We start from the raw sequence: 25,009 nt of genomic DNA, 5'->3' as shown, positions 1-25,009 counted from the left end.
TTAGCGGGTCTCGCAGGGGTTATCGGCCAATGGGGGACAGGCGCAGCAGGTGAATCCGACGGCTGTCGGCATTCAGGATGCGGAAGCGCCAGGAACCGATTTCCGTGGTTTCGTTGCGCTTGGGCAGATGCCCGAAAGCACTCATCACCAGGCCGCCGACGGTGTCGAACTCATCGTCGGAGAATTGGCTGTCGAAGAATTCGTTGAAGTTCTCGATCGGCGTCAGGGCCTTGATCAGGAAGTCACCGCTGGGCAGAGGCTTGATGTAGCTGTCTTCCTCGACGTCATGCTCGTCTTCGATGTCGCCGACGATCTGCTCGAGCACGTCCTCGATGGTGACCAGGCCGGCCACGCCGCCGTATTCGTCGATGACGATGGCCATGTGGTTGTGATTGGCGCGGAATTCACGCAGCAGCACGTTCAGGCGCTTGGACTCGGGCACGAAGGTGGCCGGGCGCAACAGGTCCTTGATGTTGAAGCTGTCGCCGTTTTCCTGAAGGATCAGCGGCAGCAGGTCCTTGGCCAGCAGCACGCCCATGACGTCGTCATGGCTTTCGCCAACCACCGGGTAGCGCGAGTGAGCGGAGTCGACCACGGCGGGCAGGAATTCACGGGGTGTCTGGGTCGCCTTGATGCTGACCATCTGCGAGCGCGGGACCATGATGTCGCGTACTTGCAGGTCAGCGACCTGGATGGCGCCTTCGACGATGGCCAGCGCTTCGCTGTCCAGCAGTTTGTTCTGGTGTGCATCGCGCAGCAGCTCCAGTAGCTCCTGGCGGTTTTTCGGCTCATGGGCAAAAGCCTGGGTGAGCTTGCCCAGCCATGACTTCTGCCCGTTGCTCGATCGATCTTCGCTCATAGCGATTACTCTGAATCCTTTGTCGTTACAGGTTGATGTATCAGTGTTCGTCGCCGGCGTAAGGGTCGGGATGACCCAGCTCTGCAAGCAACGTTCGTTCCAGTGCTTCCATTTCTTCGGCTTCGGCATCTTCTATATGGTCGTAACCCAGTAGATGCAAGCAGCCGTGAATCACCAGATGGGCCCAGTGGGCCTCAGGGGTCTTGTCTTGTTCCGTCGCTTCACGCTCCACCACCGGGACGCAGATCACCAGGTCGCCCAGCAACGGGATGTCGAGCAGTTCGTCGGGGACGTCGGCCGGGAACGACAACACGTTGGTGGCGTAGTCTTTCTGCCGCCAGGTGTGGTTCAGTTCGCGGCCTTCGGGCTCGTCCACCAGGCGGATCGTCAGCTCCGAGTCGGCGCTGCGTTGGCGCAGGGCCAGTTCGCACCATTGGCGGAACTGGGCTTCGCTGGGGGCGGCGTGTTCGCAGGCCACTTGCAGGTCGAGTTCAAGCATCTTGGCGATTGCCCTTGTCTGCGGGCGCTGACTCGTCCTGGCGATGCTCGAAGCGCTCGTAGGCTTCGACAATGCGCTGCACCAACGGATGGCGCACGACGTCCTTGGGCATGAAGTGCGTGAAGCTGATGCCCGGCACATCCTTGAGGACCTGGATCACATGGTTCAGCCCGGACTTGGTGCCACGGGGCAGGTCGACCTGGGTGATGTCCCCGGTGATGACGGCGGTGGAGCCGAAGCCGATCCGGGTCAGGAACATTTTCATCTGTTCGACCGTGGTGTTCTGGCTTTCGTCGAGGATGATGAAGCTATTGTTCAGGGTCCGGCCACGCATGTAGGCCAGCGGCGCGACCTCGATGACCTGGCGCTCGATCAGCTTGGCCACGTATTCGAAGCCGAGCATTTCATAAAGCGCGTCATAGAGCGGGCGCAGGTATGGGTCGATCTTCTGGGCCAGGTCGCCGGGCAGGAAGCCGAGTTTCTCACCCGCTTCGACCGCCGGTCGCACCAGCAGGATGCGTCGTACCTGTTCCCGCTCCAGCGCATCGACGGCGCAGGCCACGGCCAGGTAGGTCTTGCCGGTACCGGCCGGGCCGATGCCGAAGTTGATATCGTTGCCGAGGATTTCCTTCACGTAGCGCTGCTGATTCAAGCCGCGAGGGCGAATCATGCCTTTTTTCGTGCGCAGGGCCACGGCAGGTTCCGACGGGGCGTGGTTGTCGAGTTCTTCGACAGCCGACTCCTGCAGGAACAGGTGGACGGTGTCCGGCGACAGCTCGCTCCCCTTGGTTTCCCGGTAGAGACGGCGCAGCAGGTTTTCCGCGGAGGTGGTGTGCTTGGGTTCGCCGATCAGTTCGAACTGGTTGCCGCGATTGCGGATCTCGATGGCCAGGCGCTGTTCGATCAAGCGCAGATGCTCGTCGAATTGCCCGCACAGATTGGCGAAGCGGCGAGCCTCAAAGGGCTCGAGAATAAAGCGATGTGGTTCGATGGGTGCGTTCAAGGTCGTTTTTAGCCGCCCAGGGGCAATTAAGGTGAAATCAAGGATAACGCCAGTAGGCTGGGTGCGAAAGCTCTTAATAAACCGAGCAAGCTTGTGGGAGCAAGGCTTGCCCGCGATGAATGCAACTGGGTCCCTCAAGAATTGAGGCGCCTGTATCGCGGGCAAGCCTTGCTCCCACAAGTTCTGCTTTCACAGGGGATCGGGGGTTACTGGACCAGCGAACCGCGCAGCGAGTGCGGTTGCGCGGCGTCGATGTGCACGTCGGCGAACTGGCCGATCAGGGCCGGGGTGTCGCAGCGGAAGTTGACGATGCGGTTGTTCTCGGTCCGGCCTTGCAACTCGCCCGGATCTTTTTTCGAGTAATCGGTCACCAGGATCCGCTGGATGGAACCGACCATTTGTCGGCTGATCTCGAAACCTTGCTGGTTGAGGCGGTGTTGCAAGGCGTTGAGCCGTTCCTTTTTCACTTCTTCGGGGGTTTCGTCGGCGAGATCGGCGGCCGGGGTGCCAGGGCGCTGGCTGTAGACGAAGGAGTAGGAAAAGTCGAAGCCCACGTCTTCGATCAGCTTCATGGTCTGCTGGAAGTCTTTCTCGGTTTCGCCAGGGAAGCCGACGATAAAGTCCGAACTGATGCAGATCCCCGGCACCGCCGCACGCAACTTGCGCAGTTTGGATTTGTACTCCAGGGCCGTATGGTTGCGTTTCATGGCGGCGAGGATCCGGTCGGAACCCGATTGCACCGGCAAGTGCAGGTGCTTGACCAGCTCGGGAACGTCGGCGTGGGCCTGGATCAGGCTGTCGGAGAACTCCAGCGGGTGCGAGGTGGTGTAACGGATGCGGTCGATGCCGTCCACCGCCGCTACGACGCGGATCAGCTCGGCGAGGTCCGCCAGGCGGCCGTCATGGGTCAGGCCGCGATAGCCGTTGACGTTCTGCCCCAGCAGCGTGACTTCGCGCACGCCGTTTTCCGCCAGGTGGATGATCTCGGCGATCACGTCGTCGAACGGTCGGCTGACTTCTTCGCCACGGGTGTAGGGCACCACGCAGAACGTGCAGTACTTGCTGCAACCTTCCATCACCGACACATAGGCGCTTGGGCCGTCGATGCGCGGTTCGGGCAGGTGGTCGAATTTTTCGATCTCCGGGAACGAGACGTCCACTTGCGGCAGCTTGGTGCTGCGCGCGGCGTCGATCATCTCCGGCAGGCGGTGCAGGGTCTGCGGGCCGAAGACCACGTCCACGTATGGTGCGCGATCACGGATGGCGGCGCCTTCCTGGCTGGCCACGCAACCGCCCACGGCGATGACCATTTCCGGGTTGGCCAGCTTCAGCTCGCGCCAGCGGCCGAGCTGGGAGTACACCCGGTCCTGGGCGCGTTCGCGGATCGAGCAGGTGTTGAGCAGGATCACGTCCGCATCTTCAGCGCGGGCGGTGACTTCCAGGGCCTGGTGTTCACCCAGCAGGTCGACCATGCGCGAGCTGTCGTACTCGTTCATCTGGCAACCGTGGGTTTCGATGTAAAGCTTCTTGGCCATGGACGGGATCATCACGTGATTCAAAGAACCGCGCATTATAGGGAACAAGTCCCCCGGTTCCTACCGCTGTGCGAGCAGTGGCTATGCTATAGTTCGCGCCCTCATTTTTACCCGCCGATGTGTTTCGCCAGCCATGACCAAACGTGAAGCTCCAATCTACAAGGTGATTTTCCTCAACCAGGGCCAGGTGTTCGAAATGTACGCCAAGCAGATCTATCAAAGTGATCTGTGGGGCTTCCTGGAAGTGGAAGAGTTCGTCTTTGGCGAGCGCACGCAAGTGGTCGTCGATCCGAGCGAAGAAAAGCTCAAGGCGCAGTTCGAAGGCGTGGTGCGCAGCTTCGTGCCGATGCATTCGATCGTGCGCATCGACGAAGTCGAACGCCTGGGCACCCCGAAAATCAGCGAAGCCCGCGGCGCGGTCGGCAATGTGATGCCGTTTCCGATGCCGATGCCTGAGAAATAAACCTGTCGATAAGTTGAGCGCAGCCCTTTGTGGCGAGGGAGCTTGCTCCCGCTGGGCTGCGTAGCGGCCCTAAGATTTCTGGGAGCGCTTCGCACTCCAGCGGGAGCAAGCTCCCTCGCCACAATAAGCTCCCAGCCACAAGGCTGCGGTGGATTCAGGGCAGCGGGGAGAAAGGTGTACGCCCATCGGCGTTCTGCAATTCCATCAGGTATTTGCGAAAGATCTGCCCCAGCACCTGGGTCGCCACTTCCAGCTCGTCGCGGGGCATTTGCTCGGCGACTTCGTCGGCGGTGTCCAAGGCCTCTTCGGCGCCGTTGACCGCCGCCATCTTCAGGACAATGTAGGCCTGGACGTTGTTGGCCGGGACGCCTTCGCCGTGGAAGAACATGCCGCCGAGCTTGAATTGCGCCTGGGCATGGCCTTGCAGGGAGGCTTTTTCGAAGTAGTTGAGGGCCTGCTTGAGGTCGCGCGGTGCAGCCTTGCCTTCGTAGTAGAACTCGCCCAACTCGTATTGCGCTTGTGCATCACCTGCATCCGCCGCTTTTTGACAGGCGTCGAGTGCCGGTGCGAGATCTTGTGGCTGGGTGTTGAGCGTGCAACGGCCCAGCGCCGGGATCAACAACGAGTTGCCGCCTGCCTGTGCATTCGCCAGCAGGGGCTGAAGGAGCAACAGGCAGCCCAAGGCAAGGGTGCGGCCGGTGCGGTTCATGGGAATCGACTTACCTCTGAGGGGCGCGCGGACCCTCCGGGGGATCCAATAAGCGCGCATTATGAAATAAGCAGGGCCATCCTTACAAAGTCTTTACTCGTTTTTCTGCTGCGCGGGAATGCTAATAGCTGCTTCGGGCATAAATACGTAGGAAAAGAGCGGGGGAGTTGTCGGCAATCACTGACGCCAGCTTCAGCCAGCGTCAGTTATCCACAGTCTTACTTCAGCGCAGCGAAGGCTCGCTCGGCCGCATCGAGGGTGATCTTCAGCTCGGTCTCGCCGTGGGCGATGGAGGTGAAGCCGGCTTCAAATGCGCTCGGGGCCAGGTACACGCCACCCTCGAGCATCAGGTGGAAGAAGCGCTTGAACCGGTTGGCGTCGCTGGCCATCACGTCTTCGAAGGTGACGATGTCATCGGCGCCACTGAAGTACAGGCCGAACATGCCGCCGGCCTGGGTGGTCACGAACGGGATGCCCGCCGCGTCGGCACGAACCTGCAAACCGTCGAGCAGGCGGGTGGTGTAGTCGGTCAGTTCGGCGTGGAAGCCCGGGCGGCTGATCAGGCGCAGGGTGGTCAGGCCGGCGGCCATGGCCAATGGGTTGCCCGACAGCGTGCCGGCCTGGTAGACCGGGCCCAGCGGTGCGATGCATTCCATGATCTTGCGCTTGCCGCCGAAGCAGCCCACCGGCATGCCGCCGCCGATGATCTTGCCGAAGGTGCTCAGGTCCGGCGTGACGCCGTAATGGGCCTGGGCGCCGCCGAGGGCCACGCGGAAACCGGTCATCACTTCGTCGAAAATCAACACCACGCCATGCTGGTCGCACAGGCTGCGCAGGCCTTCGAGGAAACCCGGCGCCGGCGGTACGCAGTTCATGTTGCCCGCCACCGGCTCGACGATGATGCACGCCACTTCCTGGCCAACTTCGCCGAGCATCTTCTCGACTTCCTCAAGGTCGTTGAACGGCAGGGTCAGGGTGTGTTTGGCGAACGCCGCCGGTACGCCGGCCGAGCTCGGCACGCCCTGGGTCAGCGCGCCGGAGCCAGCCTTGACCAGCAGGCTGTCGGAGTGGCCGTGGTAGCAGCCTTCGAACTTGATAATGCTGTCGCGACCGGTGAAACCACGGGCCAGGCGGATCGCGCTCATGGTCGCCTCGGTGCCGGAGCTGACCATGCGCACCATTTCCATCGACGGCACGATCGAGCAGACCAGGTCGGCCATCTCGGTTTCCATCGCGGTCGGGGCGCCGTAGGACAGGCCGTGTACCAGTTGCTTGCGTACCGCATCCAGCACGTCCGGATGGCTGTGGCCGAGAATCATCGGGCCCCAGGAACCGACATAATCCACATAGCGCTTGTCGTCTTCGTCGGTCACGTACGCGCCTTCGGCGTGCTTGAAGAACAGCGGGGTGCCACCCACGCTCTTGAACGCACGAACGGGCGAGTTCACGCCGCCGGGGATGTGTTTCTGGGCATTGGCAAACAGGGTTTCGGAACGGGACATGGTTGGGCTCTCGAAAACGGAAAATAGACTATTTGTTCTGCAGCAGCTCGTTGAAGGCGCGGGCGCGGCGCGTCACTTCAGCACTGCTGTCGGCACCGAACAGGCCGTGGACCACCGCCAGCAGGTCGACCCCGTGGGCCACCAGCGGGGCGGCATTCTCCAGGGTGATGCCGCCGATGGCGCAAACCGGAATATGCAGTTTGATGCGCGCCTGTTCGAGCAGTTCAAGGTCTGCGCTGGGGGCGCCGGGCTTGGTATTGGAATTGAAGAAGCGCCCGAACGCGACATAACTGGCGCCTTCGCGGGCGGCCTGTTCGGCCAGTGCCAGGCTGGCGTGGCAGGTGGCGCCGACGATCGCCTTGTGTCCGAGCAGTGCCCGCACTGGCGCCAACGGGCCATCGGTCTGGCCCAGGTGCACGCCGACGCCCAGGCGCGCGGCCAGTTCAGCGTCATCGTTGATGATCAATTGGGTTTTGTAGCGCTCGCACAGGTTACGCAGTGCCTCGGCTTCCCGCAGGCGTCGGGCCTCGTCGCTGCTTTTGTCGCGGTATTGCAGCAGGGTCACGCCACCTTCCAACGCCGCTTCTACATAAGCGAGGAACTTGCCAGCCAGCAATTGGCTATCGGTGATGGCGTAAAGGCCACGTAATTTCATTCCACAGGCCTCCAGTGTTACGAGCAGAAATCCAGCGGCAGGCGACGCGGTACGAACTGGCCTTTGCCCAGTCGTTCGGCATCGCGCAAGGTGCGCCAGGTGTAGTCCAGCGCAGTCTTGACGGCGCTGGCGAGCTGTTCGCCCTGGGCTAGCCGACCGGCGAGGGCGCTGGCCAGGGTGCAGCCGGAACCGTGGTAACTGCCGGGCAAGCGCTGGCAGGTAAAGGTTTCGCGGCGGCCATCGCGGCTGTACAGGCGATTATGGACTTCATGTTCGTCGCCGTGACCACCGGTGATCAACAGGTGTTTGACGAAGGGCAGCAGTTTTTCCGCGCACTCGTCGGCGCTGCCTTCGGGCAGTTCGGCGAGGATGCGCGCTTCCGGCAGGTTGGGGGTGGCGATGACGGCCAGGGGCAGCAGGCGTTCGCGCATGGCGTAGCCGACCTCATCCTTGCCCAGGCGTCCGCCACCGCCGGCGCGCAGCACCGGGTCGCAGACCATGGGCAGATGCGGGTGCGCCTGGAGCAGTTCGACCACCGTGTCGACCATCTCCAGCGAGCCGAGCATGCCCAGCTTGACTGCCGCGACCTGCGAGTCGTTGAGCACGGCATTGGCTTGTGCCAGCACCCACGCTCGATCGAGCACCCGGAAATCACTGACGTTGACCGTGTCTTGCACGGTCAACGCGGTAACGGCGGGGGCGGCATGACAACCCTGGGCGAGCAGGGCTTCGATATCTGCCTGCAAACCGGCGCCGCCACTAGGGTCGTGGCCGGAGAGACAGAGGACAACGGGGCGGGAGCTGTAGATATTCATGGTGCGCGAGCTTACCACCAAACCTGTTTTATCGGTGGTCGGACGCTGAGGGTTTTGTACTGAGTGACTTGCTGGTGAGTGCTTTTGTGGCGAGGGAGCTTGCTCCCGCTGGAGTGCGCAGCGCTCCCAGGATTTATGGGGCCGCTGCGCAGCCCAGCGGGAGCAAGCTCCCTCGCCACAGGAAATCGCTCACCACTGTTCTGCGCCCGGTCAACTAACCAATCTGACCAAAGCAACAGCTCTATCTCAACGCTTGGCGCTGAAACGCCCGTTCTAGAGCCTTCTATAGGAAAGATTTCAATGGTGCAAATTGGCCATCAACGGCTATGCTAGAGATGGATCCAACTCATAACAGGTAATGCCGGTTTTACGTCTACTCAGGGAATGGGGGGCTTCCTGACTCAACCGGACAGGCCACGCTGGGACTTAAATGCGCTATTTGCTGATGTTGCTGCTGTGCTTGTCCCCTCTGGCAAGTGCTCTGGAATTCGATGAATTCACCCAAAGCCTGCCCTTGGGTCATGCCCTGCAGGTGTTCGAAGATGCGGGTGGCACTGCCACCATTGATGATGTCCTGGCCCAGGCTGCCACCGGCGCCTTCAAGCCCCATGACAAAGCCACGCTGAATGCCGGTTACTCGCGATCAGCCTTCTGGTTGAAAATCGACCTGCACTACCGCCCCGGCAATCCGGACGCCCAGCGCACCTGGCTGCTGGAACTGGCGTACCCGCCGCTGGACCACCTGGATTTGTATCTGCCAGATGCCGCCGGGGGGTACCGCCTGGTGCGCCAGACCGGCGATGCGTTGCCATTCGCCAGCCGCGAGATTCGCCAGAACAACTACTTGTTCAGCCTGGATTTCAAGCCTGAGCAGCGGCAGGTCCTGTACCTGCGCCTGCAAAGCCAGGGTTCGATCCAGGCGCCATTGACGCTGTGGTCGAGCACCGCCTATCTCGAACAGCAGCCGGTGCGCTTGTATGTGTTGGGGGTCATCTATGGCGTGCTGCTGGGAATGCTGGTGTACAACCTGTTCATCTACCTGAGCGTGCGTGATACCAGCTACCTCTATTACATCTTCTATATCGCCTCGTTCGGCCTGTATCAGTTGTCGGTCAATGGTGCGGCCGTGGAGTATTTCTGGCCGGACAATCCCTGGTGGGCAAACGCCGCGACGCCGTTTTTCATCGGCTGCGCGGGCCTGTTTGGCAGCCAGTTCGCCCGCAGCTTCCTGCAAACCGCCCGGCATGGCCGTTGGCTGGATCGCATGCTGCTGGCACTGATCGCCTACAGCGCGGTGGTGGTCGGCCTGTCGTTGATGACCAGCTATGCCTTGGCGCTGCGCCTGGCAACGGCGTTGGCGCTGGTATTCACGGTGGCGATCTTTGCCGCCGGGTTGTTTGCCTGGTGGCGTGGCCTGCGGGTGGCGCGTTATTTCATCATTGCCTGGTCGGCGTTTCTGCTGGGGGGCATCATCAATACCTTGATGGTGCTGGGTTACCTGCCGAATGTATTCCTGACCATGTACGCCAGCCAGATCGGCTCGGCCATCGAAGTGGCGCTGTTGTCCCTGGCCCTGGCCGACCGTATCAATGCCATGCGCGAACAGCAGGCCCAGACCCTGTTGGACGCGGGGCAGAAACTCGAAGTGCTCAACCAGCAACTGGCCCACGGCAACAAGCTCAAGGATGAATTCCTCGCCACCCTGACCCATGAACTGCGCACGCCGATGAACGGCGTGATCGGCTCCCTGGAGTTGATGGAAACCGTCGAGATGGACGAGGAACTGACCCAGTATCAACAGACTGCCGCTGGTTCGGCGCGGGACATGATGCGCATGGTCAACGGCATCCTCACCCTTACCGAGTTGCAGGCTGGCAAGCTCAAGGTCTATCCGGCGCCTTTCAGCCTGCGTGGGGTGGTCGAGGCGCTGCAGGTGCAGTTCGGCGCCAATGCCGCGGCCAAGGGCCTTGATTTCAAGGTCGACGTGGCCCCGGGCCTGGCGGACCGACTGCTCGGTGACAGTGGCAAATTGGCCCAATGCCTGGAATGCCTGCTGGACAACGCCATCAAGTTCACCCGAGTGGGCGGCCTGGCGCTGCGAGTCAGTGGCAGGCCGACGGAGCTTGACCGGCTGATGCTGTCCTTTGCCGTGATCGACACCGGAATCGGCTTTACCGACCTGGGGGAGGCGACCTTGTATCAGCGTTTCTTCCAGCTCGATGGTTCGATGACCCGCGAATATGGCGGCCTCGGCGTGGGCCTGGCCATCTGCCGGCAACTGGTGGAACTGCTGGGCGGGCGCCTGACCCATACCTCCGAGCCCGGTCGCGGCAGCCGTTTTCATTTGAACGTGGAGTTTGACCTGGCCTTGCCGGCAGCTGTGCCGACGCCGTTTTCCTTCGGTGGTCGCCAAGGTTCGCGCCTGCCACAGGATTGCACGGTGCTATTGGCGGATGACAACAGCATTGATCAGTTGGTCATGCGCGGCATGTTGCTCAAGCTCGGTTATCGGGTGCGCACTGCCGACAGCGGCCGTGCGGCGCTAGATCTGCTGCACGGCGAGAGCTTCGATGCGGTGCTGCTCGATTGCCAGTCGCCGCCGCTGGACGGTGTGTCGGTCTGCTGCCAGATCCGTACCTTGTCCGGTTGCGAGGAACTGCCGGTGCTGGTGGTCAGCCCGAACCTGGGGCAAGAGCGCTGCCCGTCGGGCGCGCTGATCGATTACCTGAGCAAACCGGTGAAGTTCGAGACACTGCAGGCGACGCTCCAGCGCCGTGTGCTTTGCCACGGGCAGGGTGAAAGCGCCGATATTTAGGCGGATATGACACTTTGTTCGGCCTGGGGGCGGTGCTTAACTGAACCTCCTGGCTGATCGAGGAGCCCTGTCATGAACCTGCACCAGTTCGCTGAAACCCACGACGTCACCAATCAGCCGCCATCCCTGGATGGTGCCAATCTGTACCGCATCGACCTGCCGTTGCAAGAATGGTCGCGGCGTTTCGGCGCTGGCTGGGCGCAGGCGCGGATAGATGCGTATGGGGCGCTGGCCGGTGGGCCGTTGATGGAAGCGGGCTTTCTGGCCAATCAGAACAAGCCGGTGTTCTCCAGTCATGACCGTTATGGCCATCGCATCGACCTGGTGGAATTCCATCCCGCTTATCATCAGTTGATGCGTACCGCCGTCGAGCACGGCCTGCCCAGCTTGCCCTGGGCCCATCCACAGCCCGGGGCGCATGTCGCCCGGGCCTCGATGACCTATCTGCACAGCCAGGCCGAAGCCGGCACCGGCTGTCCGCTGACCATGACCTTCGCCAGCGTACCGGCGCTGCGCTTGCAGCCGGACCTGGCCGAACGCTGGCTGCCAAAGGTGCTCGCCACCGAGTACGACCCGCGCAACGTTGGCATGGCGCACAAGGCCGGGGTCACCATCGGCATGGCAATGACCGAAAAACAGGGCGGCACCGATGTCCGGGCCAACACCACCAAGGCCTATCCGGTGGGCGCCAGCGGCCCGGGCCAAGCCTATGAACTGGTGGGCCACAAATGGTTCTGTTCGGCGCCGATGTGCGACGCCTTCCTCACGTTGGCCCAGACCGACAAGGGGCTGACCTGTTTCCTGCTGCCGCGCCATCGCCCCGACGACACGCGCAATCAGTTCTACATTCAACGGTTGAAGAACAAACTGGGCAACTGCTCCAACGCCTCCAGCGAAGTCGAGTTCCGTGGCGCACTGGCCTGGATGGTTGGTGAAGAAGGCCGAGGCGTGCCGACGATCATTGAGATGGTCGCCATGACCCGCTTCGATTGCATGGTCGGCTCCAGCGCCCTGATGCGCCAGGCGCTGACCCAGGCCAGTCACCACTGTGCCCACCGCAAGGTTGGCGGCAAGCTGTTGAGCGAGCAGCCGCTGATGCAGAACGTCCTGGCTGACCTGGCGTTGGAAAGCGAGTCCGCCCTGGCCTTGAGCCTGCGCATGGGCCAGGCGCTGGACCACTTGAATGACGAGCACGAAGCCAAGTTCGCCCGGCTGGTGACGGCGGTAGGCAAGTACTGGATCTGCAAGCGCGCCCCCGCGATGATCAACGAAGCCGCCGAATGCATGGGCGGCGCCGGCTACGTCGAAGACAGCATCCTGCCGCGCCTGTACCGCGAAGCGCCGGTCAACTCGACGTGGGAAGGCTCCGGCAACGTGCAATGCCTTGATGTGCTGCGCGCCTTGTCCAAGGAGCCGGGCGTGCTGGAAGTATTGTTCAGCGAATTGGGCGATGGCCACGGCGACAAGCGCCTGGCCGGCCACATCAATCAATTGCACGCAGCGTTCAAGGACACCGACGACATCCAGTACCGCGCCCGGCAATTGACCGAAGACGTCGCCGTCGGCCTGCAGGCCAAGTTGTTGCTCGAGGCGGGAAACAGCGACATCAGCGACGCCTTCATTGCCAGCCGCCTTGGCTCGGCTGGCCGGGTATACGGTGCCTTGCCCCGGGGCCTGAATGTCGAAGCCATCGTCACCCGCTCCACCCCCCATGGTTTCTAGGAAGACCGCGAAACCCTTGATCCAGCATCTGTGGTGACTGACACACCGCCATCGCGAGCAAGGGATTGGCGGTGAATGAAGGGTTTGTAGTCACTGGAGGTCAAGGGTGGGAGCGAGCCTGCTCGCGATGGCGTCGGCACATCCAACAGCTCTGGTGACTGACGCACCGCTATCGCGAGCAAGCTCGCTCCCACAGGGATTGTCGATGAATGATCGAGCGCGCCAATACGCCACTGTTCCCGTCGGGCGGCGATGCAGGCAAGATGAAGGCCTGCAAGTCAGAACACAGGAAGCTGATCGTGACCGAAGCGTTTATTGTCGTTCAAACCGCCGAACAAGCCGTGGATCGTCTGGCGGCCCTGCACGAGCGTGCGACCACCGCGTTGAATCAGGCGCTGATGCGTTATCTCAAGGACCGCGTCGAGCCGGATGCCGAGCAACGTGCGTTGTTTCGCTATCCGGCCTTGCGCCTGACCTATCACTGCCACGGCGAAGTCCCGCAAACTACGCGTGCCTACGCCAAGGTCCAGTTGCCCGGCACCTACAGCGTCACCGTCACCCATCCCGCCGCGTTCCGTAAGTACCTGCTGGAACAGCTGGTCCCGCTGATGCACGACTTCACCGTCACCGTGGAAGTCGGTGTCAGCGAGCAGAACATTCCGTACCCGTACGTGGTGGAGCAGGGCGATGAACTGGCCGGCTCCGGTGTAACCGCCGCGGTACTGGCGCGGGTGTTCCCCAGCACCGACCTGTCGGCCGCCTCCGACGGTATCGCCGATGGCCTCTATGACTGGGAAAACACCGACCCGCTGCCCCTGGCGCTGTTCGATGCCGCGCGGGTGGATTTTTCCCTGCGTCGGTTGGTGCATTACACCGGCAGCGACTGGCGTCATGTGCAGCCGTGGATCCTGCTGACCAACTATCACCGCTATGTCGACCAGTTCATCGTTCACGGCCTGGAGCAACTGCGCAGCGACCCGCGCTTTGTGCGCATGGTCCTGCCGGGTAACGTGATCATCGACAAGAATATGGACCACGGCGAAGCGTCGGCCATCGCCGCCGGTGTGGTCTGGCACCGCTACCAGATGCCGGCCTATCACCTGCAGACCAATGATGGCCATGGCGTGACCTTGGTGAACATCGGCGTCGGCCCGTCCAATGCCAAGAACATCACCGACCACCTGGCCGTATTGCGTCCGCATTGCTGGCTGATGATCGGCCACTGCGGCGGGCTGCGGCAGTCCCAGACCATCGGTGACTACGTGCTGGCCCACGCCTACATGCGTCGCGATGGCATTCTCGACCGGGTGGTGCCGCCGAACATTCCGATTCCGGCCCTGGCCGAAGTGCAGATGGCGCTTCAGCAGGCTGCGGCGAATATCACCGGTGAAAAGGGCGACGAGCTGAAAAAACGCCTGCGCACTGGCACCGTGCTGACTTACGACGACCGCAACTGGGAGCTGCGCTGGGCCCAGGAGCGTCCGCTGATCAACCTGTCCCGCGCCGTGGCGGTGGACATGGAAAGCGGCACCATTGCCGCCCAGGGTTATCGCCTGCGGGTGCCCTATGGCACGTTGCTGTGCGTCTCGGACAAACCTCTGCACAGCGAGATCAAGCTGCCGGGTTCGGCCAACGCGTTCTATGAGCGCGCGGTCAACCAGCACCTGAAGATCGGCATCGAGGCGTTGGACCTGCTGCGCACCGAACTCAACTCGCTGCATTCGCGCAAACTGCGCAGCTTCGACGAGCCGCCGTTCCGCTGATACGGCGGTGGTTATTTAGCGGTCAGGCCACTAGCATTAGCGGCCCTGACCGCTAGATGTTGTGTTCGCCATGTCACGCCCCTCACGCCCTGTTTCCCGCCGCCCTGGCGCGAAACCTCCAGCTTCCGCGCCGCGCCGTGTGGCCAAGGCGCCGCCAGCCGAGCCAAAACTGATCCTGTTCAACAAACCTTTCGATGTGCTGACGCAATTCAGTGACGGTGAGGGGCGGGCGACGCTCAAGGATTTTATCGACGTACCGGGCATCTACCCGGCCGGACGGCTGGATCGCGACAGCGAAGGCTTGCTGTTGCTGACCAACGACGGGCAACTGCAGGCACGCATTGCCGATCCCAAACACAAGCTGGCCAAGACCTACTGGGTGCAAGTGGAGGGCGAGCCGAGTGCCGAGCAATTGCAGCGTTTGCGCGCCGGGGTGGAGTTGAACGACGGCATGACCTTGCCGGCCGAGGCTCGCCAACTGGACGAACCACAATTGTGGCCGCGCAATCCGCCGGTTCGTTTTCGTAAAAGCGTGCCCACGAGTTGGCTGGAGCTGGTGATCCGCGAGGGGCGCAACCGTCAGGTGCGACGCATGACCGCCGCCGTGGGCTTGCCGACATTGCGCCTGGTGCGTGTCAGGATCGGCGACTGGACGATCGAAGGGCTCGACCAGGGCCAGTGGAAAGAAGTGCCGGCGCGCTTATAGCGCCCCGGATTCGATCAGGCCGATCACCACGCTCTTGATGACGAATGCGGCTACGCCGAGGCCCAGTACGAAAAACAGGATGAACGAGCCGAAACGTCCGGCCTTGGACTTCTTCGCCAGGTCCCAGACGATGAAACCCATGAAAATGATCAGGATGCTGACCAGGCCGGTCATCATCCACTCTTCGAAAACAGCAGGATCCATCAGGACACTCCGGCGTGAGCGGGATTGAAAAGGCGCGGCGAGTATACGGCATGGGGGGCGGGCGAGGGGTTGGCCTGCGGCGGTGTGTCGCAGCTATTCGTCGCGTGCTGTAGATTTTGTGGCGAGGGGATTTATCCCCGCTGGGCTGCGAAGCGGCCCCTAAACCAAGCAACTCAGTGTGCCAGGAAGATTGAATTTACTGCTTCAGGGCTGCTGCGCAGCCCAGCGGGGATAAATCCCCTCGCCACAAAAGCAGTCAGCTACGCAGATGAGTCAACGGCAGTTCAGTGCTGTTGAGCACCTGGTTCAGCACAAAGCTCGAGCGCACGCTGGTGACGCCATCGATGCGGGTCAGGTGCCCCAGCAACAGCTTCTGGTAATGGTCCATGTCCGGCACCACCACCTTGAGCTGGTAGTCCGCGTCCATCCCGGTCACCAGGCTGCATTCCAGCACTTGCGGCAGGTTGCGGATGGCGGCTTCGAAGTTTTCGAAACGTTCAGGGGTGTGGCGGTCCATGCCGATCAGCACATAAGCCGTCAGGCTCAGGCCCAGCAGCTTGCGGTCGAGCAGGGCGACCTGGCGGGTGATGTAGCCGTCATCCTCCAACTGCTTGACCCGTCGCGAGCAGGGGGAGGGCGACAGGCCGATGCGTTCGGCCAGTTCCTGGTTGGAGATGCGCGCGTCGCGCTGCAATTCCGCCAGAATGCTCAGGTCGTAACGGTCGAGTTTGCTCATCGGTTGGGCCTTTATCTTGATAATTGCGGCAGATTATCTATCTGAGGTTAAAAATTGCGCAAGTGATGTTTATTTCCGCAATCTTCGCAATCATCCGTCGACGCTCCAGGCTTATGCTTACCACCAAGATCACTGCTCGGACAAACAGTCCAGTGCAGCCCGCCCAATCAGGCCGGCTGCGGTCGCAGTACCCACCGGTACTGGCAGGCCCCCGAGCTGCACACTGTCCAGAAGACGGCGTGAGGTGAGCCGACGTCATAAGCGTCGAGCACGGACGAAATTCTCAAGGGGAGGCCGACGGGCCTCCCTTTTTTAATGCCTGCGAAATAAACCCCGTGGCTGATAATCTGTCGCAGAACCGGCCTGGGCTTTTCCAGTCTTATCTTCAGGCCCTGAACCGTTGTGAGGAATTTCATGAAGTCGCGCATCTGGCGTTTGGCAGGTGTTGGTCTGTTGTGGGCAAGTGTCAGTGCGCAGGGAATGGCCGACGATCAGCAAAACCGAGGCGGCCCGGACGGCGGTCGCGGGCAGGACGGGCGCGGCGGCAACGGCCAGGGTTACTCGGGCCAGCCGCGGCCGCAGAGCAACGAAATCATCCGGGGCGACAACAGTCGTCAGTTCGAGGTCAAGCCGCAGCCGCCGTACCAGGGCGGCCAACATTATGATCGTGGACCTCAAGACCCCAACGGCCATGGCCGCCCGCAACCGCAGCCTGGCAACAACCTGCCGATCCAGGGCCGGCCCGACAGCGTGACCCAGACCCGCGAACCGCAACCGGGGTATTACCGCGACATCCCTCGTCGCAACGACGGCTATCCGAACGCAGGTCCGCGGCCTGACCATGATGGCCGTCCCGATCAACATTGGCCTGGTCGACCGGGTGGGCATGGCAACGGCTGGGGCCCGGGGCCGCAATACCGGCCGGGTTATGTGATCGACCGTTTCCCGGATCGCAACTACCGCGTGCCCTATCGCGGCCAGGATTATTTCTACTCGGGCGGCTACTGGTATCGTCCCCAAGGGCCGCGTTACGTGGTGGTGCAGCCGCCGCGAGGCATCCGTACCCGTTACCTGCCCGATTACGCCAGGGAAGTGTGGATCGGCAGCTCGCTGTTCTTTCTCGCCGCGGGTGCCTATTACATCTACGAAGCCAATACCCAGGATTACGTCGTGGTCGAGCCGCCTGTGGCCAACCCGCAACCTCAGCCCCAGGGCAACAGCTTTGACGTGGTGGCTTATCCGGCCAACGGCCAGTCCCCCGAGCAGGTCAATCAGGATGGCTACGACTGCTATCGCTGGGCGGTGCAGCAGAGCGGTTTCGATCCGCGCAATTACACCTATCCACCGGCGCCGGAAGTGGTGCAGACCTATCGGCAGGCCCAGGGCAGTTGCTTGAGCAGTCGTGGGTATCAGGTGACGTACTGATCACACGGTATAGAAGCAGTTCCCTGTGGCGAGGGAGCTTGCTCCCGCTGGCCTGCGCAGCAGGCCCAGGATCTTGCGGTCGCTGCGCAACCGAGCGGGAGCAAGCTCCCTCGCCACGGGTGTTGGGCATCAAGCGCTGGCGCGCTTCACCACTTCCGAAGGATCGGCATGCACCAGCACTTCGGCCTTTGGATAAGCATTGTGGATAGCATCGGCGGCCTGGTCGCTGATGCCGTGGGCCACTGACAGGGTCAAATCCCCTGGCAATTCCAGGTGCAATTGCACGAACCAGTGGTTGCCGGAGATCCGCGTGCGCAGGTCGTGGGCACCGAGCACGCCGGGCACGGCGCAGGCCAGTTCCAGCATATGTTGGCTGACGTCGGGCGGCAGTTCCTCATCCATCAGCACCGCGAAGCTTTCCCGGGCGATCTGGATGGCGCTCCACAGGATGTACGCCGCGATGCCCAGGCCGAACCAGGCGTCCAGTTGATACCAGCCGAACCCCGCCAATACCAGGGCGACCAGGATGCTGCCGTTGAGCAACAAGTCGGAGCGATAGTGCAGCGAGTCGGCGCGCACGGCGTTGGAGCCGGTGGCGCGGATGACCCGATGCTGCAACGCCAACAAAGCCAGGGTCAGCCCGAGGGAAAACACGATTACGCCGACGCTGAGCCAGGGCGCGTCCACCGGCACCGGGTTTTTCAGGCGTTCGAAGGCCTGCAAGGCGATCAATACCGCACTGCCGCCGATGAACAGCGCCTGGGCCATCCCGGCCAGGGACTCGGCCTTGCCGTGACCGTAGCGATGGTCATCGTCGGCGGGACGCAGGGCGTAATGCACCGCCAGCAGATTGAGCAGCGAAGTGACGCCGTCCAGTGCCGAGTCGGTCAGCCCGGCGAGCATGCTCACCGAGCCGCTGAGCCACCAGGCCAACGCCTTGGCGACGACCAGGATAAGTGCCACGGCCACCGAGGCCCGGGTGGCCAGGCGTAGCAGGCGAGCGTGTTCGGAGCTGGCGGTCATGGCGCGGTCGTTCCTTCTGTGGCGCCGGTCATGCGGCCGGTTTGAGACCGAGCGCGGCCAGTTGTTGCGCGCTGCCCTTGTGCTGGATCAACCGTGGATCGTCCAGCGGGAAGCTGCGGCCCAGTTCGTGTTCCAGGATTGCCTGCAACTTGTGGTTATTGACGGTGCCGTCGGGGTTGATGGCCGGCTTGAGTTTTTCTGGCTCGATCTGGACGCTTTTGCCCGGTTCGAAATAAATGGCGCCGGTGGCGAAGTCCACGGCGAAGGCGATCAGGCCAGGGATGATGTAGAACAGCAGGCCGACGGCATCGAGCGCGGCAATCGCCGGGTCGATCTTGCCATCGATCTGGCCGCGACGGTCCGGGTAGAAGATCGAGCCACAGGCGCTGATCTGAGTCAGCAGGGAGGCGACCAGCACGCCACCGATCACGCGAAAGGGAATACGCATAGCAATCTCCTGAACAGGTAAAGGCGTTGCTGGTTGGAGTCCAGACCACGCTAAACAGTTCGCCGTTATACTCGGCCCTCTGTTTTGGAGCCAGCATGATTTCTTTGCCGATTGATGAAGTTTTACCCGCCCTGCGTCAAGCCTTGGCATCGCGCCACGAAGCCGTGCTCGAAGCGCCGCCCGGTGCCGGTAAAACCACCCGTGTGCCCCTGGCCTTGCTGAACGAGCCCTGGCTGGCCGGGCAGACCATCCTGATGCTCGAGCCCCGGCGCCTGGCTGCACGGGCGGCGGCCGAGCGACTGGCCAGTGAACTGGGGGAAAAGGTCGGTGAAACCGTCGGCTACCGGATTCGCCTCGACAGCAAGGTCGGGCCCCGGACCCGCATCGAGGTGGTCACCGAAGGCATCCTCACACGCCGCTTGCAGGATGATCCGGCGTTGGAAGGCGTGGGGCTGCTGATTTTCGATGAGTTCCACGAACGCAGCCTCGATGCCGACCTGGCCTTGGCCTTGAGCCTCAACGGCCGAGAGCTGTTTCGTGACGACCAGCCGCTGAAGATTCTGCTGATGTCCGCCACCCTGGAAGGGGAGCGCCTGGCCGGGTTGCTGGACGATGCGCCGATCCTGCGCAGCGAAGGGCGTATGTTCCCGGTGGCGGTGCGTTGGGGGCGGCCGTTTCAACCCGGTGAATTCATCGAGCCGCGACTGGTGCAGACCGTGCTGGAAGCGCTGCACGATGAAACCGGCAGCGTCCTGGTGTTCTTGCCCGGCCAGGCGGAAATCCGCAGGGTCCATCAACAACTGGCCGAGGCCTTGGGCGAAAACACCGATGTGCTGCTCTGCCCGCTGCATGGCGAGCTGGACCTGGCGGCCCAACGCGCCGCCATCGACCCTGCGCCACCGGGCCAGCGCAAAGTGGTGCTGGCCACTAACATCGCCGAAACCAGCCTGACCATCAACGGCGTGCGGGTGGTGATCGATGCTGGCCTGGCGCGGGTGCCGCGTTTCGACCCGGGCAGCGGCATGACCCGTCTCGACACCCAGCGCATTTCCCGGGCCAGCGCCACCCAGCGGGCCGGACGGGCCGGTCGATTGGAACCGGGCGTGTGCTATCGATTGTGGTCCGAAGACCAGCATGAACAACTGGCTGCTTACGGCAGTGCGGAGATTCTTTCGGCGGATTTGGCCGGGTTGGCCCTGCAACTGGGGCGCTGGGGTGTGGCGCCGCAGCAATTGGTCTGGCTCGATGTCCCGCCGGCCGCTGCATATGCCCAGGCCCAGGATCTGCTGCAACGCCTGGGCGCGCTGAAGGGCGAGCAACTGACCCGCCACGGCCAGGCCATGGCCGAACTACCAGCCCACCCGCGCATCGCGCATCTGCTGCTGCGCGGCCAGGCGCTGGGGCTGGCGGACATGGCCTGTAACGTCGCTGCGCTGCTGGGCGAGCGCGACATTCTCCGTGGCGCCGGCGCGGATCTGCACAGTCGCCTGGTCTTGTTGTCCGGCGAAGAACGCGCGGCGCGTGGCGCCCAAGGCGGGGTGCAGCGGGCGCGGCAACTGGCCCGGCAGTATCGCGGTTATCTACGGGGCAAGGCCGAAGAAGCGGTGGCCGACCCCGAGCATCCGCGCTGGCTCGGCGCCTTGCTGGCGTTGGCATACCCGGACCGCGTTGCCCAGCAGCGCCGGCCCGGCGGCGCGGAATATCGCTTGGCCAATGGCCGTGCGGCGCTGTTTGCCGAAGCTGACAGCCTGATGAAACAAGCGTGGCTGGTGATCGCCGACCTGGGCAGCCGCCATGGCCAGCGGGAAGAGCGGATCTACCTGGCGACGGATTTCGACCCAGCGTTGTTCGATTCGGTATTGGCCGAGCAAGTCCGTGTTGTGGATCAACTGGATTGGGACGAGCGTGAAGGTGTGCTGCGTGCCGAGCGCCAGCGCAAGGTCGGCGAACTGGTGCTCAGCCGCGAGCCATTGATCGGCCTGGATGAGTCAGCCCGTAGCCAGGCCCTGGTAAACCTGGTGCGTCGCAAGGGCCTGGAATTGTTGCCCTGGACCCCGGAACTGCGGCAATGGCAGGCGCGGGTGGCGCTGCTGCGTCGCCTGGACCTGGAGGCCAAGGGCGAGAGCGAGTGGCCGGATGTCAGCGACGTGGCGTTACTGGACAGTCTCGAACATTGGCTGATGCCGTATCTGGGGCGAGTCTCGCGCCTCAGTCACTTCGCCAACCTGGACTTGTCCAGCATCGTTCACAACCTGTTGCCCTGGCCCCTGCCGCAACGCCTGGATGAACTGGCGCCGCACCATTTGAGCGTGCCCTCGGGCTCGTCCATCCGGCTGGACTACAGCGAGCACCCGCCGATCCTGGCGGTGCGCTTGCAGGAGCTCTTCGGCCTGGCCGACACCCCGCGCATTGCCGGCGGGCGGCAGGCGGTCAAGTTGCACCTGTTGTCACCGGCGCGGCGACCGGTGCAGGTGACCCAGGACCTGGCGAATTTCTGGCGCAGCACCTACGCCGAGGTGAAGAAGGACCTCAAGGGGCGCTATCCCAAGCATTACTGGCCGGACGACCCCCTGGTGGCGGAGGCGACGGCGCGGGTCAAGCCGCGTAAATGAGCTGATCCCGGATTCGAAGTTGAAATACAAACCCTGTGGGAGCGAGCCTGCTCGCGATAGCAGTGTGTCAGTCAATGGGCATTTGGCTGATCTACCGCTATCGCGAGCAGGCTCGCTCCCACAGGGTTTGTTACGGCGCAGCCGGCAACAAGAACCGCGCAATCACCGGCAAATGATCGGAGATGCGCAAGGTATCGTCCTGCCTTACCTGAGCTTCAACCCGTTTGATCCGCGGGCTGTAGAACAGGTAGTCGACGGTGCGGTCGGGGCCGTTGAGGCCGGGGTCGTTCGGGTAGTGGGTCAGCCAGTGTTCGCGGTCGATGCCGCTGGCCTCGTTGTTGGTGGGGATCATCGGGTATTTGTCCCACAACAGGTGCAAGGGGCTGTCGGCGGAGTAGGGCGTGCGTTGCTCGGACGGCAGGCGCCGGTACTGGCCCAGGGGCAACTGGTTGAAGTCGCCGCCGATCAACCAGGGCGTGCCCGCCGATTCGAATTTATCCAGTGTCTTGGCGACGGCGGTGATTTGTCTGGGCGGGGTTTCTTCCGGCTCGGTGGCCCGTTCCAGATGCGTGTTGAGCACCGCCAGTTGGCCGCCATCGCTCAGTGGCAGATAGCTCACCAACAAGGCATTTTTCGGCTGGAACTGACGGCTGATGAAGTTGGCGTCGGCCACCGGCAGTTGTACTCGTTCGGCGTGTTCGATGCGGTAGCGGCTCAGGGTCGCCAGTTGCCGGCCGACGCTGCCGAAGATATGCGGGTTGGGGATGAAGTCGGCCTTCCAGTCGAAGGCACTGGTGCCGCACGGGTAGAGGTCGGCCAGGCGTTCCTGCAACAGCTTGAGCTGGTCCTGGTAATCGCTGGCCTTGGCGCCCTTGTCCAGTTCCTGGAGCAGCACGATGTCCGGTTGCTCGTCGCGGATCACCCGTGCCACTTCGTCGAGGCTGAAGGCCATGTCTTCCAGGGTCGGGCTTTCATCGTCGCCCTGGGCCAGGTCATTCCAGAACACGTAGCGCTTGCCGGCGAGGAACTGAACGTTCCAGGTCATCACCTTCAACGCCTGGCCGGGCACCAGCGGTGCCGCGTTGGCGGTGCAACTGACCGGCACGGTTTCCCGGGGCTGTGGTCGCCAGGTCAGGCCGTAGATCGACAGGGCGGCCAGGCTGAGGATCAACAGCAGGCCCAGCAAGGTGTAGCGCAGTAGACGGGTCATGGCTCGGCTTATGGGCGAAACGCGAAAGTGCTCCCGAGCATAACCGAGAGCGGTTCTCAAGCCCAAGCCCAGGGCCTTCGCAGTGTGCGATCAGCGGTTATCAGGCTTGGCCTCGATCAACATGAACATGCGGAACAGCACCACGCTGGTGAACAGTTGCAGGAAACTGTGGACGCTGTCGATCAGCAGGCTGAGCACGGGGTTCTGGGGCGAAGGATACACCGAGACGCTGACGCCCTTGAGCAGCCATAGCGGGCCCATCACCGCGAGAATGCACAGCAGGATCCGCCAGAAGTTGCCGCGGGACAGGTTCAGGCTTTCCTTCATCGCGGCCAGGGGTGTCAGGCCCCTGAGGACCAACAGGTATTCACTGAAGGCCAGGGTCACCATCAGCCACAGGCCAGGCAGGAAGTACAGCGAAAGCCCCACCAGGATCAACAGCGTGTTGAGGGCCGTCAGCAAGGCAAAGCGTGGCCACAGGGTCAGGGCGGTTGCGAGCAGGTCTCGCGTGCGTGGCGCTTCACCGCGGCTGCGGGCGTCGAGAAACAGGATCAACGCGGCGGTGTACAAGGGGTAGACCAGGAGCCCGACGATCACGCTGTAGCCGGGGAAACCCTCGGGGCCGACGGCGCTGTCCACGCCTTGCTGCAGCACAGCCTCGAGTATGACCAACGGCAGGCACAATTGGGCGATCCGGCCCAGATGGCGCTTGAAGAAATACAAAGAGTCGCGCAACACGTCAAACGGATTCATGAGTCGGTATCGCAGTTCAAAAAAGCGGTTCGACACTTTAACCGATCAGGCGCCCGCACAAGCAAACGTAAACATCAGGTAAAGACCATTGAAACCTTTTTGGCGAGCCCCATTACTGGTGGGCACCGGTCTTCGGGATCGGAATGGTTTCTACCCGGCAATCTAACGAGGTCGCCATGAACAGCGAAGAACAAACCCTGATCGATGGACTGTTTTCACGGCTGCAACAGGCCGAAAAGGAATCAGCCCCGCGTGACGCCCAGGCCGAGGCGCGGATCAAGGAGCACATGGTCAGCCAGCCAGCGGCGGGCTATTTCATGGCCCAGGCGATTCTGGTGCAGGAGGCCGCGATCAAGCGCCTCGATGAACAGAACAAGCAACTGAGCCAGCAAGTCGAGCAATTGCAGGCCGAGCTGCAACAGGCCCGCAAACAGACGTCGGCGCCCAGCGGCGGCGGTGGTTTTCTCTCGAGTATTTTTGGTGGCAGCTCGCGGGATTCACGCCCATCGAGCCCGCCGGCCTCCAGTGGGGGCGGCTGGCGCGAACCGGCGCCGTCGTCCTTCAATGCTCCGCCCCAACAGGGCTTCGGCGCGCCGCCCGGCAATTACGGCGCACCGCAACAGCAGGCCCCGGCAGCGAGCAGCTTCCTGGGCGGCGCCCTGAAAACCGCAGCGGGCGTGGCCGGCGGCGTGATGCTGGCCCAAGGCATCAGCAGCCTGTTCCACAGCGGCCAGCAACCGCAGGAAATCGTCGAAGTCATCAAGGAAGAGCCGGCCCAACCGGTCAACGACACTGCCAACAGCAGCGACAACGGCTGGGGTGATGATCAGCGGGTGGCCGATAACGACACCTATGGCAATGACCAGGGTGGTTTCAGCGACGCGGACTACAGCGACGATTCTTCTTTCTTCGGCGACGACGACTCCTTCGTCTGACCCACCATTCGTCCGGGGCGCCCTGGCGCCTCGGGCCGATTATTCGCGGAACAATCCTTCAGACTGGCATACTGGGCAACTTTTCGGCCCTGGTGGTCTGCGTGCGTGTGCATCCAAGAGGAAACGCGGTGAAAAAAATTGCAGTGTTCGCCGATGTCCAGAACCTCTACTACACCGTGCGCCAGGCCTATGGTTGCCATTTCAACTACGCCGCGCTGTGGGCCGATGTGAGCAAGCAGGGGCAGATCGTCGAGGCCTACGCCTATGCGATCGATCGCGGCGACAGCAAACAGCAGCAATTCCAGCAGATCCTGCGCAACCTGGGTTTCGTCGTGAAGCTCAAGCCCTACATCCAGCGCAGCGACGGCTCGGCCAAGGGCGACTGGGACGTGGGTATCACCCTCGACATCATGGACGCCGCCGACCACGTCGATGAAGTGGTGCTGGCCTCCGGTGACGGCGATTTCGACATGCTGCTCGAGCGCATCATCCAAAAGCACGGCGTCCAGGCTGTGGCCTATGGCGTGCCGGGGCTGACCGCCAATTCGCTGATCCGCGCCGCCAGCCGCTACGTGCCCATCGAAGGCGCCTTGCTGCTCAAGAATTGATTTTTACGG

General features: G+C 62.6%; 23 protein-coding genes. 9 read left to right on the top strand and 14 right to left on the bottom strand.

The features are described 5' to 3' along the window. Positions 1 to 19: 19 nt before the first annotated feature. From PBDP_RS25980 to miaB, 4 genes are all read right to left on the bottom strand, one after another. Positions 20 to 859 carry a CorC family transporter gene (locus PBDP_RS25980; protein WP_003205870.1) on the bottom strand — a complete coding sequence of 280 codons (840 nt, stop codon included), beginning with the start codon at positions 857 to 859 and terminating at the stop codon, positions 20 to 22. A gap of 40 nt (positions 860 to 899) precedes the next feature. Beyond that, positions 900 to 1,358: an rRNA maturation RNase YbeY gene (ybeY, locus tag PBDP_RS25975; protein ID WP_109756276.1), complete on the bottom strand. Its 459-nt coding sequence runs from the start codon at positions 1,356 to 1,358 to the stop codon at positions 900 to 902. Further along, entirely contained in the window at positions 1,351 to 2,361 is a 1,011-nt protein-coding gene (locus PBDP_RS25970) for a PhoH family protein (protein WP_109756275.1), read from the bottom strand. Before PBDP_RS25970 ends, ybeY begins: the two co-directional genes overlap by 8 nt. A 206-nt stretch (positions 2,362 to 2,567) precedes the next feature. After that, on the bottom strand, positions 2,568 to 3,896 hold the full coding sequence (gene miaB / locus PBDP_RS25965; protein WP_162893869.1) for a tRNA (N6-isopentenyl adenosine(37)-C2)-methylthiotransferase MiaB: 1,329 nt from the start codon (positions 3,894 to 3,896) through the stop codon (positions 2,568 to 2,570). A gap of 133 nt (positions 3,897 to 4,029) precedes the next feature. Here miaB and PBDP_RS25960 point away from each other — a divergent pair, with 133 nt between their 5' ends. Then, the gene (locus PBDP_RS25960; protein WP_003185742.1) at positions 4,030 to 4,359 is read left to right on the top strand and encodes a DUF1820 family protein; all 330 of its coding nucleotides are present in this window, start codon (positions 4,030 to 4,032) and stop codon (positions 4,357 to 4,359) included. Between the two features lie 154 nt (positions 4,360 to 4,513). On the opposite strand, the gene PBDP_RS25955 is transcribed toward PBDP_RS25960, so the two are convergent. The 4 genes from PBDP_RS25955 to PBDP_RS25940 all read right to left on the bottom strand — a co-directional run bounded on the left by PBDP_RS25955 (position 4,514) and on the right by PBDP_RS25940 (position 8,040). Further along, complete coding sequence (locus PBDP_RS25955; protein WP_053188388.1) at positions 4,514 to 5,068, bottom strand: tetratricopeptide repeat protein; 555 nt, start codon at positions 5,066 to 5,068, stop codon at positions 4,514 to 4,516. A 218-nt stretch (positions 5,069 to 5,286) separates the two neighbouring features. Beyond that, a complete protein-coding gene (hemL, locus tag PBDP_RS25950) occupies positions 5,287 to 6,570 on the bottom strand; it encodes a glutamate-1-semialdehyde 2,1-aminomutase (RefSeq protein ID WP_116833526.1) in 1,284 nt (427 codons plus the stop codon). Between the two features lie 28 nt (positions 6,571 to 6,598). Next, positions 6,599 to 7,225, bottom strand: a complete 627-nt coding sequence (gene thiE, locus PBDP_RS25945) for a thiamine phosphate synthase (protein WP_109756272.1) — start codon at positions 7,223 to 7,225, stop codon at positions 6,599 to 6,601. Positions 7,226 to 7,242: 17 nt separating this feature from the next. Continuing rightward, positions 7,243 to 8,040, bottom strand: coding sequence for a hydroxymethylpyrimidine/phosphomethylpyrimidine kinase (locus PBDP_RS25940; protein WP_109756271.1), 798 nt, complete (start codon positions 8,038 to 8,040; stop codon positions 7,243 to 7,245). Positions 8,041 to 8,470: 430 nt separating this feature from the next. Here PBDP_RS25940 and PBDP_RS25935 point away from each other — a divergent pair, with 430 nt between their 5' ends. From PBDP_RS25935 to PBDP_RS25920, 4 genes are all read left to right on the top strand, one after another. Next, positions 8,471 to 10,855, top strand: a complete 2,385-nt coding sequence (locus PBDP_RS25935; protein ID WP_109756269.1) for a hybrid sensor histidine kinase/response regulator — start codon at positions 8,471 to 8,473, stop codon at positions 10,853 to 10,855. Positions 10,856 to 10,927: 72 nt separating this feature from the next. Then, positions 10,928 to 12,577, top strand: a complete 1,650-nt coding sequence (locus PBDP_RS25930) for an acyl-CoA dehydrogenase family protein (RefSeq protein ID WP_212801494.1) — start codon at positions 10,928 to 10,930, stop codon at positions 12,575 to 12,577. A gap of 263 nt (positions 12,578 to 12,840) precedes the next feature. Next, positions 12,841 to 14,340: an AMP nucleosidase gene (amn, locus tag PBDP_RS25925; RefSeq protein WP_212802540.1), complete on the top strand. Its 1,500-nt coding sequence runs from the start codon at positions 12,841 to 12,843 to the stop codon at positions 14,338 to 14,340. Positions 14,341 to 14,479: 139 nt separating this feature from the next. After that, positions 14,480 to 15,046, top strand: coding sequence for a pseudouridine synthase (locus PBDP_RS25920; protein ID WP_162893925.1), 567 nt, complete (start codon positions 14,480 to 14,482; stop codon positions 15,044 to 15,046). On the opposite strand, the gene PBDP_RS25915 is transcribed toward PBDP_RS25920, so the two are convergent. Together PBDP_RS25915 and PBDP_RS25910 are read right to left on the bottom strand one after the other, a co-directional pair. Beyond that, complete coding sequence (locus PBDP_RS25915) at positions 15,041 to 15,250, bottom strand: DUF2788 domain-containing protein (protein ID WP_003185724.1); 210 nt, start codon at positions 15,248 to 15,250, stop codon at positions 15,041 to 15,043. The two genes, PBDP_RS25920 and PBDP_RS25915, sit on opposite strands and share 6 nt — an antisense overlap. Before the next feature lie 256 nt (positions 15,251 to 15,506). Beyond that, positions 15,507 to 15,986 carry an Lrp/AsnC family transcriptional regulator gene (locus PBDP_RS25910; protein WP_003185723.1) on the bottom strand — a complete coding sequence of 160 codons (480 nt, stop codon included), beginning with the start codon at positions 15,984 to 15,986 and terminating at the stop codon, positions 15,507 to 15,509. Positions 15,987 to 16,400: 414 nt separating this feature from the next. On the opposite strand from PBDP_RS25910, the gene PBDP_RS25905 reads away from it, so the two are divergent. Further along, on the top strand, positions 16,401 to 17,411 hold the full coding sequence (locus PBDP_RS25905; protein ID WP_109756265.1) for a DUF6515 family protein: 1,011 nt from the start codon (positions 16,401 to 16,403) through the stop codon (positions 17,409 to 17,411). A gap of 129 nt (positions 17,412 to 17,540) precedes the next feature. On the opposite strand, the gene PBDP_RS25900 is transcribed toward PBDP_RS25905, so the two are convergent. Together PBDP_RS25900 and pmcY are read right to left on the bottom strand one after the other, a co-directional pair. Beyond that, entirely contained in the window at positions 17,541 to 18,434 is an 894-nt protein-coding gene (locus tag PBDP_RS25900; RefSeq protein ID WP_109756264.1) for a cation diffusion facilitator family transporter, read from the bottom strand. A 28-nt stretch (positions 18,435 to 18,462) separates the two neighbouring features. Continuing rightward, positions 18,463 to 18,882 carry a periplasmic Zn2+ metallochaperone PmcY gene (gene pmcY, locus PBDP_RS25895; protein WP_109756263.1) on the bottom strand — a complete coding sequence of 140 codons (420 nt, stop codon included), beginning with the start codon at positions 18,880 to 18,882 and terminating at the stop codon, positions 18,463 to 18,465. Positions 18,883 to 18,977: 95 nt separating this feature from the next. On the opposite strand from pmcY, the gene hrpB reads away from it, so the two are divergent. Further along, entirely contained in the window at positions 18,978 to 21,494 is a 2,517-nt protein-coding gene (gene hrpB / locus PBDP_RS25890) for an ATP-dependent helicase HrpB (RefSeq protein WP_212801493.1), read from the top strand. 130 nt (positions 21,495 to 21,624) lie between these two features. Here the strand turns inward: hrpB and PBDP_RS25885 are convergent, their stop codons facing one another. Then, a complete protein-coding gene (locus PBDP_RS25885; RefSeq protein WP_212801492.1) occupies positions 21,625 to 22,704 on the bottom strand; it encodes an endonuclease/exonuclease/phosphatase family protein in 1,080 nt (359 codons plus the stop codon). 90 nt (positions 22,705 to 22,794) lie between these two features. Continuing rightward, entirely contained in the window at positions 22,795 to 23,457 is a 663-nt protein-coding gene (locus PBDP_RS25880; protein WP_212801491.1) for a YciC family protein, read from the bottom strand. A 176-nt stretch (positions 23,458 to 23,633) separates the two neighbouring features. Between PBDP_RS25880 and PBDP_RS25875 the strand changes: the two genes are divergently transcribed. Both PBDP_RS25875 and PBDP_RS25870 read left to right on the top strand, forming a co-directional pair. After that, entirely contained in the window at positions 23,634 to 24,392 is a 759-nt protein-coding gene (locus PBDP_RS25875; RefSeq protein ID WP_163856523.1) for a DUF2076 domain-containing protein, read from the top strand. A gap of 128 nt (positions 24,393 to 24,520) precedes the next feature. Beyond that, positions 24,521 to 25,000: a LabA-like NYN domain-containing protein gene (locus tag PBDP_RS25870; protein ID WP_053182045.1), complete on the top strand. Its 480-nt coding sequence runs from the start codon at positions 24,521 to 24,523 to the stop codon at positions 24,998 to 25,000. The last annotated feature ends 9 nt before the right edge of the window (positions 25,001 to 25,009 follow it).

The sequence above is a fragment of the Pseudomonas sp. St290 genome, assembly GCF_018325805.1.
In the GTDB taxonomy this organism is placed as follows: domain Bacteria; phylum Pseudomonadota; class Gammaproteobacteria; order Pseudomonadales; family Pseudomonadaceae; genus Aquipseudomonas; species Aquipseudomonas bijieensis.
This window is presented reverse-complemented; position numbering and strand designations above follow the sequence as displayed.